At 68.2% G+C, this 13,842-nt stretch carries 12 protein-coding genes; 3 read left to right on the forward strand and 9 right to left on the reverse strand.

Going from position 1 to position 13,842, the window contains the following annotated elements; all coding sequences use genetic code 11:
• The first annotated feature begins 20 nt into the window (after positions 1-20).
• On the forward strand, positions 21-647 hold the full coding sequence (locus tag ACWF4Z_RS13875) for a helix-turn-helix transcriptional regulator (protein WP_452243374.1): 627 nt from the start codon (positions 21-23) through the stop codon (positions 645-647).
• Between the two features lie 6 nt (positions 648-653).
• Here the strand turns inward: ACWF4Z_RS13875 and ACWF4Z_RS13880 are convergent, their stop codons facing one another.
• A complete protein-coding gene (locus tag ACWF4Z_RS13880; protein WP_452243375.1) occupies positions 654-1,964 on the reverse strand; it encodes a COG1470 family protein in 1,311 nt (436 codons plus the stop codon).
• Positions 1,965-2,135: 171 nt separating this feature from the next.
• Here ACWF4Z_RS13880 and ACWF4Z_RS13885 point away from each other — a divergent pair, with 171 nt between their 5' ends.
• Positions 2,136-4,646, forward strand: a complete 2,511-nt coding sequence (locus tag ACWF4Z_RS13885; RefSeq protein WP_452243376.1) for a choice-of-anchor D domain-containing protein — start codon at positions 2,136-2,138, stop codon at positions 4,644-4,646.
• Between the two features lie 4 nt (positions 4,647-4,650).
• On the opposite strand, the gene ACWF4Z_RS13890 is transcribed toward ACWF4Z_RS13885, so the two are convergent.
• The 8 genes from ACWF4Z_RS13890 to ACWF4Z_RS13925 are packed head-to-tail and all read right to left on the reverse strand — an operon-like array spanning position 4,651 to position 13,186.
• Complete coding sequence (locus ACWF4Z_RS13890) at positions 4,651-5,175, reverse strand: phage tail protein I (protein ID WP_452243377.1); 525 nt, start codon at positions 5,173-5,175, stop codon at positions 4,651-4,653.
• A gap of 18 nt (positions 5,176-5,193) precedes the next feature.
• The gene (locus ACWF4Z_RS13895; protein WP_452243378.1) at positions 5,194-6,489 is read right to left on the reverse strand and encodes a zinc ribbon domain-containing protein; all 1,296 of its coding nucleotides are present in this window, start codon (positions 6,487-6,489) and stop codon (positions 5,194-5,196) included.
• Positions 6,489-8,435 carry a putative baseplate assembly protein gene (locus tag ACWF4Z_RS13900; RefSeq protein ID WP_452243379.1) on the reverse strand — a complete coding sequence of 649 codons (1,947 nt, stop codon included), beginning with the start codon at positions 8,433-8,435 and terminating at the stop codon, positions 6,489-6,491. Before ACWF4Z_RS13900 ends, ACWF4Z_RS13895 begins: the two co-directional genes overlap by 1 nt.
• Entirely contained in the window at positions 8,435-8,848 is a 414-nt protein-coding gene (locus ACWF4Z_RS13905) for a GPW/gp25 family protein (protein WP_452243380.1), read from the reverse strand. Before ACWF4Z_RS13905 ends, ACWF4Z_RS13900 begins: the two co-directional genes overlap by 1 nt.
• Before the next feature lie 14 nt (positions 8,849-8,862).
• A complete protein-coding gene (locus ACWF4Z_RS13910) occupies positions 8,863-10,728 on the reverse strand; it encodes a VgrG-related protein (RefSeq protein ID WP_452243381.1) in 1,866 nt (621 codons plus the stop codon).
• Complete coding sequence (locus tag ACWF4Z_RS13915; RefSeq protein WP_452243382.1) at positions 10,725-11,903, reverse strand: phage tail protein; 1,179 nt, start codon at positions 11,901-11,903, stop codon at positions 10,725-10,727. The genes ACWF4Z_RS13910 and ACWF4Z_RS13915 overlap by 4 nt, the downstream gene beginning before the upstream one ends.
• The gene (locus ACWF4Z_RS13920; protein WP_452243383.1) at positions 11,900-12,385 is read right to left on the reverse strand and encodes a phage tail protein; all 486 of its coding nucleotides are present in this window, start codon (positions 12,383-12,385) and stop codon (positions 11,900-11,902) included. The genes ACWF4Z_RS13915 and ACWF4Z_RS13920 overlap by 4 nt, the downstream gene beginning before the upstream one ends.
• 12 nt (positions 12,386-12,397) lie before the next feature.
• Complete coding sequence (locus tag ACWF4Z_RS13925) at positions 12,398-13,186, reverse strand: eCIS core domain-containing protein (RefSeq protein WP_452243384.1); 789 nt, start codon at positions 13,184-13,186, stop codon at positions 12,398-12,400.
• A 246-nt stretch (positions 13,187-13,432) separates the two neighbouring features.
• Between ACWF4Z_RS13925 and ACWF4Z_RS13930 the strand changes: the two genes are divergently transcribed.
• Positions 13,433-13,681 carry a hypothetical protein gene (locus tag ACWF4Z_RS13930; RefSeq protein WP_452243385.1) on the forward strand — a complete coding sequence of 83 codons (249 nt, stop codon included), beginning with the start codon at positions 13,433-13,435 and terminating at the stop codon, positions 13,679-13,681.
• Positions 13,682-13,842: the final 161 nt, after the last annotated feature.

Consider the following 13,842-nt stretch of genomic DNA (forward strand, 5'->3'; position numbering starts at 1 on the left):
CAGCTTGCTGGGGAGGAACGATGGGGCAGCGTATTCCGGTCTATGTGTATTCCGCCGATTCGATCTCGCGATCGGGGGTGGAGAGCCAGCTCAGGTTCCAGCCGGAGGTCCGGATCGTCGAGGACGACCGGCTGGACGAGAGCGTCGTCGCGGTCGTGGCGGCAGAATCGCCCGATCCGGCGACGCTCGGCTCGCTCGCCGAGCTGCGGCGCCGAGGGGTGGAGAAACTCATCCTGGTCGTGGCGACGCTGAACGACGCCGACCTGATCTCGGTAATCGAGGCCGGTGTCTGCGCGCTGATCCGCCGGGCCGAGGTGACGCCGGCCAAACTGACGGACTTGGTCGGGCGAGCCGCCGCCGGCGAGGCGGAGCTTCCGTCCGACCTGCTGACCCGCCTGTTCCGGCAGGTCTCGCACATGCAGAACGACGTACTGACCCCACGCGGACTGCGGTTGGCCGGCCTGTCACCCCGGGAGACCGCGATCCTCAAGTTGGTGGCCGAGGGCTACGACACCGACGAGATCGCCATCCGCCTGAGCTACTCGCCGCGCACCGTCAAGAACGTTCTCCATGGCGTGACCACCCGATTCCAGCTCCGCAACCGGTCGCACGCGGTCGCCTACGCGCTGAAGGAAGGCCTGATCTGAGCCAGGTCAGGACAGCTGTCCGGAGAAGGAGACCGACGGTGTGCATCGGTCCGACCCGGCGCCCGGTGCGGTGCAGTTCACCGACACCACGACCGGCTGCCCTTCCGCCGCGAACAGCGGCTCGAGGTAGTGATAGTCCAGGTCGCGGAAGTTGGCCAGCCCGGTCTCCAGCTGGATGTTCTTCCCGATCGAGATCCGCAGGATCCCGCTGTCACCACGGGGATTCTGCAGGACGAGGTCGGCGATCTGGATCTTCTTCTTCGGCGGCGCCTGGTAGGTGAACGCCTGGAACGTGCCGTCCGTCACCACCTTGGCATCAGTCGCTACCCGGAAGCTCAACGGAACCGGTCCGGTCGGGGTAGCGGCCGGCTTCTTGACCGACGGAGTACCGGTCGCTGCCGACGTCGGGCTCGGTGTCGAGTTCGAGACGCCCGGCGTCGGCGAGGAATCGATCCCCGCGGCCTGTTGTGCGACGGTCGCGGCCTCGGTCGCCTGGGAGGCAGCACCACTGGCCTTGGACGCGGCGCTCTCGGCCTTGGCAACTTGTTGCTGAGTCTCCTCGGTCGCCACCGACGCCACAGCAGGCTTCAGCAGCGCGAACCAGGCGGCGACCGCCGCGACGACCAGGACGGCGGCAGCCGCCATCGCGGGCAGCAGCCACTTCGGCATCAGCTGCTCCTGCTGGACGACCCCGCTACTCCGGATCGGCTCGTCCACGGGCGGGCTCGCGACCACCTCGAACGGGAGCAGCTTCGGTTCCCCGCGCCAGAACCGGCGATGGGGTGACACCCGCAGCTTCACGATCGTCGCCGTACCGGGCTTCGTGGCGATCGATGCCTGGCTGGTCTCGAGCCGAAGTTCGTCGTCGGGATCGCGAAGGACGATCCCGACCTCGGCGTCGTTGTTGCCGAGGTTGTCGACGGCCAGCTTGAACTTCGCGTGCCGCCGTGCCCGGCGTTTGGCCGGAACGAGCTCGGCGACGATCTGCTGGTACGGCGCAACCTCGACGGCACCCTCCTCCACCACTGAGGTGCCGGGGTCCTCGCGGGATTCGGCCCGTACGCCGAACGCATGCCGCCCCGCGGTCAGGTCGGGCGACCGGGGCGGGGCAAAGGTCACCGTCACCGACCCGCTGGTGGCCGGCATCAGGTTGAGCGTGGACGGCTCGATCGTCACCCATTCACGCAGGCCGCCCACGAGGTCGATCGAGAACTGGTCGACCAGACTGCCGGTGTTGGTCACGGTGACCTCACACCCGCCGGTCTCCCCCGGCTCGACTTCGACCGAATCCGTCGACAAGGTCATCGTGGCTGCCATGCCCCTCAGACTGGCTCGTTGACCCGGCGGCCAGGCAGCGTCAGCAGGTTAACCCGACGAGTCAGGATTCTTGCCTCATCGGGCACCCCGGAGAGGCCGTTGGATACCGCGATCGGGCAGCCCCCGACGGAGTCGGACCCCTACGCTCGATGAGCAGCCGGAGGGGGGATCGTGAACCGACGAAAGCGTCGCCTACCCGGGGCACTGGTCCTGACCATTGCCGTGCTGGCCGGCGTCAGCGGGCTGAGTACGACGGTGCCACGCGCCGGAGCCGTCTCGCCCGGCAGCACCGAGGTCGTATCCGTCGGCGCGGAAGGCACCGACCCGGTCGGTACGGCGAGCTCACCGGCGATCTCGGCGGACGGGCAGCAGATCGCCTTCGAGTCCCGCGACGCATTGGATCCGGTGGTGCGGGCGAGTGACGATCCGCCGGACAACATCTATGTCCGGGATCGGCGGGCGCCGGGGCGGACCGTATTGATCAGCCGCGGCCTGCCGCTGGCTTTCGCCGCTTCGCGCGGGAGTTCCGCGCCGTACCAGGTGGCAGCGTCGATGGAGGAAGGCGGCAACGCCGACAGCCTGCGGCCGACGATGTCGGCGGACGGCCGCTATGTCGCTTTCGACAGCCTGGCAACGAATCTGCAGGACGGCTACTTCGATTTCGGCCGCCGCGTCGTGCTCTGCGATCGCGATCCCGACGGCGACGGAATCTTCGACGAACAGCGGCCGGACGGCGCGATGGACTACCGCTATCTGTACGTCGGCTTACCCCCGGGCGATGCGGGACCGACGACCGGGACCGCCCCGAGTTTATCCGCGGACGGCGGTGTGATCGCCTGGCTCGAACAACCTCCCGGCGCCTCGCAACCCGACGTGGTTGTCGCCCATGTGCTCAAGGATGCGGCGGGACAGCCCAAGGCTCCGCTACCTGAAACGTTCCTGCGGCCTGCTCTGGAAGGCGTAGCGCATGCCTCGCCGCAGGTCTCGGCGAACGGGCAACAGGTGGTCTTCGCTACCGGAGACTGCTCGGCGGGTTGTCTGCCCGGCACTGCGACGATTCAGGTGTTCGAGCTGGGGACCGGACAGACCTCTCGGATCGACGTGCTGCCTACAGGTCAGTACTCCGGGCAAGCCGGCCGCCCGTCCATCTCGGGCACGGGCAAGCTGGTCGCCTACGAGCATCAGACCGGCATTGGCGGGCCGGTGGTGACCGTGCTCGTGAACCGTGACCCGGCGGGCACGGGCCGGCTTGGCCCAGCGGGCGGCGTACGGATCTCGGCGTCGATCGCCTCGCGCGATACCGACGGTCAGCCACAAGAGGGCCGTACTCCGGCGCTGTCGGCCGACGGCCGCTACCTGGCCTTCCAGAGTTCGGCGGACAAGCTGCACAACGATGCCCAGGGCACCGACCGCGAGGCGATCATCCTGCGCGACATCACGCTCGACGCGACACGGGAGACGTCCGGTCTGCCACGACTTCGGGGCGAACTCGCGTCGCCCGCCGCTGAGCTGAATTGCGACACAGCGCCCGGTACGACCTGTCCTGCGTCCGGCCCGAGTGGTTCGCCTCGGTTGGCCGCCAACGGATCGGTTGTTGCCTTCACGTCGGCGGGCAACGACCTGCTGCCGGACTCATGCTGCGGTGGCGCCGTGTTCGTCCGCATCCTGCATCCTCGGATCGAGGCCACGACCACTGACTTCGGTTCGGTCGTGGTAGGCGGGTCGCTGTCGCGGACGGTCGTCGTACACCACAGCGGTTACGGGCCGCTGGTCGTGAGTGGCGTGAGTCTGTCCGGGCCGGATGCGGCGAGGTTCATCTTGACCGGTGCGGAGAACTGCACGGGGGCGACGCTCAACCCGACCGAGACCTGCAGCGTCGGCGTGCTGGTCGAGCCGACTGCTACGGGTCCGCTCCAGGCCGTCCTGCACGTGAGCCAGCCCGACGGCACTAGCGACGATGTGAACTTGGTTGCTGACGGCACCGAACCGCCGCCCGGCGGCGAACCGTTGCCACCACCATCGGGACCGCCGGCGGCCGCTGCCGGGCAGTTGGTGGTCACGCCTGACCCGGTCGACTTCGGTGGTAGCCAACCGGCGCTGGTGCGGATCGGGCCGCAGGTCGTGCAGGTTCGCAACACGGCCGGGGTGCCGATCACGATCACTGCCGTCGGCATCCTGACCGGGCCGCGGTTCACGGTCGGCGACTTCGCGGTCGGCAAGAACACCTGTACCGGCGTGACTCTCGCGCCCGGCGCGTCCTGTTCGATCGAGGTCAGTTCGACCCCGCAGAACGGCGGGGTACGCAACGGCGTACTGACGATCACGACCGCGGATCCCAACTACAGCAGGCTGATCGTCTTGCGGAGTCAGGCCGCGTTGCCTGTCGTGCAGGTGAATCCTGGGGTCGTCCGGATGAACCGGGTGGCTACGGTAACCGGCCAGAACTTCCCGCCCTCAAAGGCGGTCACGATCACGCTGACCACCCCAGGAAGCAAGCTGCTGCTGAAGACTGTCACCACGGCGGACGGCAAGGTCACTGCAGCTCTGGTGATCTTCCCGCAGACCAGTGCCGGTACCTGGCCGGTGATCGCCTCCGTCACCGGCACGTTGGTCCAGGCCCAGGCGCCGGTCCTGGTAGTACCGGGGAGCTACCAACCGCCGGGGTTCACCTCGCGCCGATGAGCGGTTAGTCGATCCGTACGTCGTGGACGACGTGAGCCGGCTTCGCTGCGTCGACAGCGGCTTCCACCGCGGACATGCTGACTCGGCTCCCCCGGACTACCACGGTCACCTTCGGTACGAAGTGCGCATCAGATTCATCGACCGGCTCGACGGACCACGACGTCCCGCCGGTGTCGACCACCTCGACCTCACCGCCGGTCACCAGCTCGAGCTGCCGGCGAAGCCCGTCCACCGTGCCACGGCCGCGATGCAGCTCGACCGCACTCGCGATCTCTGCACGTTGCTGATCGACCGGCCAGGTCTCGTCGAGTTCGATGCCGACCCAACCGGCCAGCCAGCCGAGGTAGTCCGGGGGCGCCAAGGCCGGATCGACGTACGCCTCGAGACAGTCCAGCGTGCTGATGACGGGAGCGAGTACTGCGTCGATCGCCTCGGTGAACCGCATCAGCAGCGGATCCTCCTGCAACACCGCGGGCAGCAACGGTCCCAACGGGTACGGCGTACCGAGCTCTGGGGTGGTTCCGCGCATGGTCGTTCTCCTCCGGGGTCAGCCGATGCCGAACAGTTCGATCTCCGTCAGCGCGAGACTTTTGGCATCCTGGGCCGGATAGACGGTGACGACCTTCACCGTGATCTTGCTGACTCCGACCGCGTTGCGCAGCGCGAACTCCTGCGGGCCAGGGGTGTCGGTGAGCTGAATCAGGTCCGACTTCTCGTTGTTGTAGGTGAACTCGAGGACGGCAGGCCGGATATAGCCGGCGAAGTTCTTCGTATCGCCGGTGGAGACGACGGTCTTGCGCAGCGCCACCGGATGATCCAGCTGGACGGTCAGGTCCGGAGGCTTCTTCTCGTTCCAGGCCGCGATCCAGGACGTGTTCTTGAACGTGTCGAACGCGGCCTTGGGCGGGTGATCGGCGGGGCCTTTGGTGCCTAGGACGGAGACCGGCCGGATCGGGACCAAGGTTGTGTCCGCGGCGCCGCGGACCTTCTGCTTGACGTTGTCGAACTGCTGGGTGACCACCGTGCGGAGCGGCGGATAGAAGCCGGCCAGCAGACCGAACACCAGGATCGCCATCCCGATCGCGGCCCGGACCCTGCGCATCGTCGACTGGAACGCGTGCCGCTTCTTGCTGTCGCCCGGGCGCGCCGGCCGGGTGCCCGCGGCGAGAACGCGCGGCTTGCGGCGCAGCCGGATCCGCCGCCACCAACGGATCTTGACGACCTCGGCCTCGGCCAGCGAGTCCCCGCAGCGCCGGCAGAACTTGCGGGCCGGATCGTTGCCCTCGCCACAGTTGCCACAGATCAGTTCGCCGGGACGCGGCCGGCTGGCCGGCGCAGCCCGTCGTACGGGCGCCGGCCGCGCCTTCACCGCCTGCGGTACGACCTCCTCTGGCTCATCCTTCGGTTGGTCCTCGACGATCGGCGCAACCAACCTGGCCGCCACCGAGTCCTTGTCCGAATCCACGGCAGGCATCACCGCGGGAGCAGGCGGAGGTGGTGGCGGTGGTGGGCCTCCGGGCGGCGGCGGAGGTGGTGGGGGCGGGGGCGGTGCGCCGCCCGGCGGGGGTGGTGGAGGTGGTGGTGTGCCGTCACGTGGGGGCTGATCGCCGCGGACGGCTGCGGGCGCTTCCAGGATTGGGGGGCCGCCGACGAGTTCGTTGGCGGCTCGGGAGATGCGGGTGAGCAGGCCGGCTTTCGGCGGCAGCGGCTCCAGGGCCTCGACCGGCGCCACCGGAGTCTCCTGGACGACCCGTTGGGCGTTCCATTCCAGGAACTGGCCGCAGGAGCCACAGAACGTGTCCCGTTCGGCGTTGCGATGCCCGCATTCACCACAGATCAGCATCAGTGGTCCTCCACCTTGACCAGATGATCGAACGAATAGACCAGGCTGTTGCGTTCGAGATCGATCCGGTTCTGCTCCGCGCCGCGTTCACCGGTCACCGGATTCGCGCTGAACAACCGGATGTCCTCGACGGCCTGAACCCCGCGGACCGCCTGCAACGCCGTATAGACGTCACCGGAGCGAACCGACCGTCCGAACTCCCAGCCCGACCCGTCGGGTCCCCCACCAGGCAAGGGATTGAGGAACCGGTACAGCACCTCCAACGCGTCGCCCCGGACCCGATCGCGGTCGACGCGTGGCCTGGCGACGAGCCGCGCAACGACCGTGACACCTCGATACCGCGGCGGCTCGACGGACACCCGCGTCCCGATCAGCCGCACCTGCTCCAACCGCTCGGTCAACTTCTCCAGCAACGCCTGCGGGGGCACGAGGTCGGCAAAGGTGATCGCACCACTTTGCTGCGCCACCGCAGGCACCACCAAGACCTTCACCGTCCCCGCTGCGATCGCGTCCCCGCCCGCGGTAATACAGCGAATCCGCGCCGCCTCGGGAACTGCCTCACGCGCCAGCGCCTCGTAGTCCTCGGCAGTCACAGCCCGCCCGCGAGTGCGAAGCAAAATAGGTGCCCGATCCCGCGCCTCGGCCAGGCTCTCCCCATCCGTTCCGCCCTGTGCCGCGACGCGATTCTCAACGGCCGACACGAACGGAATCGAGGACTTCAGACTGGCAATCGCCGCCCGCGGAACGTTCCCGCGCAGCCCTCCGCCGGTGGCATACCCACGGACCCGGACAGTCTCGCCCTTCGCCGGTACGCCGCCATGCTGCCGCAACCTGCCATCCGCAAGCCGCACCGCCGGCCCGAACGAAACCTCACCAGGTACAGCGTCCAGCCGGAAATGCCGATCGGCTGAACCACTCGCAGCGAAGTCGTCGACCTCGGTCCACTCGACCCACCCGTCCTCCGAGCTAACCTCGATCACCGGGCTGCCGAGCCCGGCGAGCACCGGCGCCGAACTGACGGCGAACACCTGCCCGGGTACGCCGTCAGACTCGCCGAGGATCTCGTCGACGACCAGCTCCGCGTGAACAGACTCCACTGTCCCACCCACGCTGACCGCGTCCATCCGTCGTACCAGCGGCGAGGCCGTGTACGCGGCCTGATCGTCGTCGGGGGCAACGACCCGGGCGCGGAGCCAGCCCGCGGGCCGTCCGCCGACCACGCTGGACTGATGTCCGCCAGGAACATGGAGAACCAGCGAACCAGACTGGTTCAGGCCGCCGGTCTCGTCCTCGTCGACCTCGCACGGACTCCAGGCCGAACCGGTCCACGCCTCCCAGACCAGCGGCGGATGATCCGGGTCGATGCCGAGCCCTTCTGTCTGTCCGTCGTACTCGAGCCGGACGGCTACCGAAGGTACGGCGACGTCGAGGCCGATCAGGAATTCGTCGCCCGGCCGCGGCGCCGCGGCGAAGGCCGCCGCGGGTGCTGCCGCGAGCTCGTGCTCGACCGGGTCGGGCGACTCCTCGGTCCGGGTCATCACGGCGATCACCGAGCACGGCGGGATCGTCAGTTCGCGGGTCGACGAGAACACGATCGACGGCTCGGACTCGGTCCGGACCGTGCCGGTTTCGGTGCCGCGGGCAACCACCAGCGGCGACTTCGCCGGAGCCGAGAGCCAGAACGTGACCGGCACTGTGGCCGGCGTCGGCGGCACCAGGCGCAGCCCGATCAGGTCGAGGAACTTGAGATGCAGCCGGTCCGGTACCTGGTTGAGCCGCTGGAAAAGCCCGTCGATCAGGTACGCCGAAGCCTCGATCAACGTCATCCCCGCATCGGCCGGGCTCACGTCGGTCCACTCGGGGCAGGACCGGCGGACAACCTCGAGCGAGTCGGCGACGAGATCGTCGTACCGCCGATCGTCGAGGTTGGGGGCGGGCAGCACCATCAGGCCACCGCCTCGTCGGCGCCCGGACCGCGATCGGTGGCGAAGTCGACCACGGCCGACAGAATCTCATCGGTTCCGCGCGGTTGATAGTTGATCGTGATGTGCAGCAGACCATCGACGGACGCGTCCGGAGCGACGTCGACCCGGCACACCTGAACGCGTGGCTCGCAGGCGTCGATCGCCTGGTGCACCTCGTCCGCAAGCCGGACCATGGTCGCCGGCGTCGCCGATTCGAAGACGAAATCACGCAAGCGGCTGCCGAACTCCGGCCGCATCACCCGCTCGCCCGGATACGTGAGCAGCACGAGCCGGATGCACTGCTCGAGCTTGTCGGTCCCGCGCGCGAGGCCGAAACTCCCGGTGGTCGAACAGTCGAGCGGAAACCGGAGCCCGGCCACAGCCTGCATCGTCATGACATCTCCTCGGATCAATTCAGCTTGATCGGCTTGCCCTTGACCTCGACCGGTCCGGTGCCGTTGACGGTGACCTGAGCGCCTTCGAGGTTGACCCGCTGGGCCTTGAGGTTCAACGACGCGCCACCGTCGATGCTGACCGCGCCACCGGCGCCGGCCACGATGTCGATCGCGCCGCCCGGACCACACTCGATGACCAGCCGACCCTTCTCGCCAGGCTTGGTCAGCTGGCCCGGAACGCTCTTGAGCGCGACGACGCCGGCCACCTGATCGATGCGCAGGGTCAGGTTCCCGTCGCCGCTGCCGAGCAGGATCTCGGCCTGGTCGACCCGGTTCTGGCCCAGTACTTCGTCGTGGAAGGCAAGGCGAGATCCAGACGGCGCGACCATCCCCCGCCACTGCACGGCCGCACTGTTGCCCTGGGCCCGTACCGGCGGCGATCCGAGGCCATAAGTACTGCGATTGTTGACGATTCCGCCCAGCACGTACGGTCGCTGCAGATCCCCGAACTCGAACCCGACCATCACCTCGTCGCCGGTCTCCGGCAGGAACATCGCGCCGCTACGCTCCCCCGCACCAGCCTGTACGACGCTCGCCCAGCCCGTCTCGTAGTCGGGCGACAGCCAGGGCAGGCTGACCTTCACCCGCCCCTTGGCCAACGGATCGAAGTTGTTGGTCACGATGCCGCAGACGACCCCAGGGATCTGGTCTCCGGAGGTACGGGTGCCAGTCGCCAGGCCCAGCAGGGTACGGTCCTGACCCCCGGCCACCTCGAACCTCGTGCGGTACCGGCCGTCGCGCAGTTCATGGCGAGCCCGAGTGACAGTCCACCGACCGGCGAACGGCGCTGCAACGCCGGAGACCTCGATCTCACGGCCGGTGGACAGCCAAGGATCGCCGATGCTTTCGCCGACCGCTTCGGCGAACGTATCCGCCAACCGCCCGGCCAGCCCTTCGGCGCGAGCCTGAGCTGCAGGCCCGAGCGTGGCGGTGACGGCGCCCGGATCGTCGCTGATCACCGTGGCGTTCTCGGAGGGCCGGGGGCCGTGCTCACCTGAGACCGTCGAGCCGGCCGTCGGCGTCGTACGCCCATTGCCGTTGGCAACCAGCTGCGTGACCTGGTCAGCGAAGCCGCCGTCGCCCGAGGACACCGGCGCCCGGCCGCTGACAACCTTGGCAGCCATCGGGTCCCAGACCCGCACCTCGGCCTCGCCGGCCAGGTTGCCGACCGTGACTCGCGGCGCGAAGCTGACCAGATTGGACAGCAGTCGCAGCGGGACCGGAGCACCGACCTCACGGTGGCCGAAGAAGAACTTGCCATGCGAGACGCCGAAGTCGAAGCCGATCGCGGCCGCACGACCGGCCAGGAACTCCCAGTCGGTCTGATTCACCTGACCGACATGTTCGTAGACGGTCCGGCAGGGCGTGACCTGGCCGATCATCAGGCCCGCATCCCGGGCGACCTTACGGGCGATGTCCGCATCGGACATGTTCACGAACGTGCGACTGCGACGGATCCGCTGCAGCCGGTGGTCCTGGGTATAGCCGCGTACCGTGATCGACGCTGTCTCGCCGTACTCGGCCTCGATCGCCGTGACCTCTCCCGTCATCAGCATCTTCGGATCGCCCGCGCGCAGCGGCGAGGCCGCCGCGACCCCGACCTCGGTGCCGATCGCGAGCTCCGTCAGCAACTGGCCGGCGACGTCGCGGTCGTCGAACACGAGCTCGAACATGTCGGGCAGCCGGTGGCTCTGGTCCACCACGACCGCGATGATCGAGTCCGCCAGCCGCTCGGCGAGCGGGCGTCGCGCGGGTCCGACGTACACGCCGGCGTGGACCGCCGCCTTACCCTCCGATCGCCAGTCCGCCACGATCGTCATGTCGATGCCCCGTTACTCGATGACCGGCGCCCACCGACGCGGGCCCGGGCCGACGGAGCTCCGCCCGTCCGCTTCGGTGTCGCCGACTTCCCTTTCCCGGTGCGCTCCTGCAGCGTGAGCGAGACCGAGGCCCTGCTCGGTACGCCGTCCGGGGTGAACCGGGTGTAGGTGAGGTCGAAGCTCTTCAGGACCAACTCGGCCGGCAAGCCACCGCGGCCCCCACCCCAGACGGGTCGCAGCACGTGCGGTTCTCCGCCGGCGTTGGGATCGGCCGGCGACGGCAGGACCTGATCGCACAGCGAGCAGGTCTTCGGAGGGGTTCCCTCGGCCGGCGTCGGTACGGCCGACGGCTTGGCGGCGGGTTTCTCGAGCTCCAGCCATCTGTCGAGGATGGGCAGTGCATCCGCGACCGCCTGCACCCCTTCGAGCCGCAGGTCACCGAGGGTCACGCCGATGGCGTCGGGGTCGACCACCTCCACGCCGGCGTCGACCGTCGCCTTCCCGGTATCCACTCGGCGCTGCTTCTTCAAAGCGATCTTGGCCGGGTTGCACAGGAAGCTGAGTTTGAACTGGTCGTTCTCGACCAGCTGCAACTGGCTGACCAGCTTGCCCGGCTTGAGGAAACCGCCGTGGACCAGTGTGAGTTTCTCGATAGCGATTCCGCCGCCACTGGTCGAGAAGGGCGGGACCGTCCAGCCCACGGCCGTCGCGTCCTGCAGTGTCCATTGCTGGATAACTCTGTCGCCATAGCCGAGTCCGCTGTGAAGCCGGATCACCACCGTCGTCGACCAGGGTTGTGAGGCTTGCGCATCCTGCCCTTCGACCCAGGCGGCGCTCTGCTCCTCCAACCAGTTCTTGACGGCCGTCGACCCGGTCTTGGTCATTGCCCGGTCCAGCGTGATCTTGCCGTAGGTGAGCTTGCCCGGGAGATACCGCGGGCGCGTGTAGTTCCCGCCTTCGTCGAGCGGGCCTTCCGGAGCCAGTTGGACATCCAGCCCCGCACACCCCGACCACAGACCGAGCGATCTGGTCCCGCCGTCCAGCTTCGAGACCGTGACGTCGAACCACATCGTCATTCCGTACGGCGACGCGACCCCGACCTCCGCATCCTTGGCAAGAGCGCTGCCGCCGATCCGGACCGCCGATCCCGCGGTGGACAGACCAGGAATACTCATAGTCCGGACCTGGATTCGGCCTTGAGGAAACCGGAATGGGCGAGCTCGAGAGTTTCGATAGCCGGCTTCGAACCACCCGAGTCGAATTCCGAGATTCGCCAGCCGATCGGAAAGAACTCCTTCAGTTCCCAGGTCACGATCGGCAGTCCGAGGAAGTCCACCAGGTAGATCGCTCCGCTCAGCGGCCGGCGGGCGCGGGTCACGGTCACGAGCCATTCCTGCACCCGGCCGGACTCGGCACCGGCCGCGCGGGACAACGTGATGTCGGTGTAGCTGACGTTGCCCGGCACAAGCGTTTCGTGCGTCGCCCCGCCGGGCCGGTAGCTGTACTTCGCCCACTTCACAGCGAGTCCGGCCGCCTTGCTCCACGAGCCGAGCTGATACGCGGACTTGTCGATGTCGATCACGTACCGGTGGGACATGCCGACCTGCCCGGTGAGGAGCTCCAGGCCCTTACCGGCGGATTTGGGTGACGGTATCAACTGTCTCGGCTCCTATCGCAGGTCGGCGAGAGCGCCACGGCGCTCGCGGTCGATGAGTAGTTCGGCCCGCAACCGATGCCGGAAGTTGGTGTAGAGCCGCTCCGCCAGCCGGGTGAGAACCCCGGGATCGTCCAGCTGGATCACTAGGTCGTCCGGCGAGGCAGCCGGCCGGTCCTGGAGTTCCTGCACCGATTCCTCCAGGAGCTCCAACCGCTCGTGCACGTTCGGATCGGGCCGCACCGTCGGCTCCGGCCAGTCCAGTTCGCTCGGCCATGCGAACTCGCCGTCCACGTCCTGCTCGATCGGCGACGCCTCAGCCGCGGATTCACCTTGCGCGATCGGGGCCTCGGGCAACGACCAGGACATCGCCGTACTGACCGGTGCTGCTTGGACCCGATCGGTGTCGGTCGTTGCGATGTACTGGCGTGCGATCGGCCGATGCACCAATGGCGCACCCGACCGGAACCACTGTTCGGCGCTGGTCGCCGCCTCTTCGAGCCGCCGGCCGTCCTCAGACTCCGCGGCAGGCAGATCAGCACCGAACGCCTGCTGCTGAGCGACATGAGTCAGTTCGTGAGCCAGCAGAGCTTGAACGGCCGGGTCGCTGAGCTCGCCCGCATCGTCCGGAAGATGAACAGCACCACCCACCGTAAAAGCCCGCGCCGACAACTCCGCAGCCCGAGCCCCAGCCGCCCGCCCCCGCACCACCGGCACGTCATCCAGTTCAACCCCCCAACGATCCCCAACCAACGCAGCCACTCGCCCAGGCACCACGTCGCGCCGGCTAGTTGCCTCAGGCACCGATACCACCCTCCGCTGGCGAAGCGGACCAGCCGGTTCCACCCCGCTACGTGCAGGTCCCGAGCCGCCGACGACCCCGCGACCAGGAACCTGAGGCTCCGGTAACCGCAGGCCGCCATCCCCCGAGAAGGTCCCATCGACTCCAGAGGTCACACCAGGTCGCAAGGCCTCATCGCGCTCACTGCTCACACCAGGTCGCAAGGCGTCATCGCGCTCACTGCTCACACCAGGCCGCGGGTCCCCGGCGTGTTGCGACACCTCATCAGCCCGCGCGGGCTGATCGCGTTCCGACACCTGATCAGGTGGCGACGGCTCCCCGCGCTGCGAAACCCGATCGGCTTGCTGCGGCTCCGGGCGTTCCGACGCCGCACCGGATTGGCCCGGCACGGCACGGTGCTGGGAACCAACGGGGTGAGTCAGCGCCGGCGTCCCGAACGCGTGGTCTACTTCAGCAATGTCGTCGATACCCGCCGGTGGCTCAGGCGGCTCGTATGACATCTCGTACGGCAGCTGGTTGGTCGGGGCGTTCGTCGACTCGTACGACGACTGGTCCGACTGCTCGGTCGCGACGGCCTCTGGCGGGCGTCCCAGAAGCCGACCATTCTGCTCGACTTCCGTGCCGGGCGGATCGTCCTGCTCGTGAGCCCCACCCTCAT

The organism is Kribbella sp. NPDC055071 (assembly GCF_053608045.1).

What these genes read in the sequence shown, in the direction of transcription:
- ACWF4Z_RS13875 (WP_452243374.1), top strand. Translation starts at nt 21, where the DNA reads ATGGGGCAGCGTATTCCGGTCTATGTGTATTCCGCCGATTCGATCTCG.
- ACWF4Z_RS13880 (WP_452243375.1), bottom strand. Translation starts at nt 1,964, where the DNA reads ATGGCAGCCACGATGACCTTGTCGACGGATTCGGTCGAAGTCGAGCCG.
- ACWF4Z_RS13890 (WP_452243377.1), bottom strand. Translation starts at nt 5,175, where the DNA reads ATGCGCGGAACCACCCCAGAGCTCGGTACGCCGTACCCGTTGGGACCG.
- ACWF4Z_RS13895 (WP_452243378.1), bottom strand. Translation starts at nt 6,489, where the DNA reads ATGCTGATCTGTGGTGAATGCGGGCATCGCAACGCCGAACGGGACACG.
- ACWF4Z_RS13900 (WP_452243379.1), bottom strand. Translation starts at nt 8,435, where the DNA reads ATGGTGCTGCCCGCCCCCAACCTCGACGATCGGCGGTACGACGATCTC.
- ACWF4Z_RS13905 (WP_452243380.1), bottom strand. Translation starts at nt 8,848, where the DNA reads ATGACGATGCAGGCTGTGGCCGGGCTCCGGTTTCCGCTCGACTGTTCG.
- ACWF4Z_RS13910 (WP_452243381.1), bottom strand. Translation starts at nt 10,728, where the DNA reads ATGACGATCGTGGCGGACTGGCGATCGGAGGGTAAGGCGGCGGTCCAC.
- ACWF4Z_RS13915 (WP_452243382.1), bottom strand. Translation starts at nt 11,903, where the DNA reads ATGAGTATTCCTGGTCTGTCCACCGCGGGATCGGCGGTCCGGATCGGC.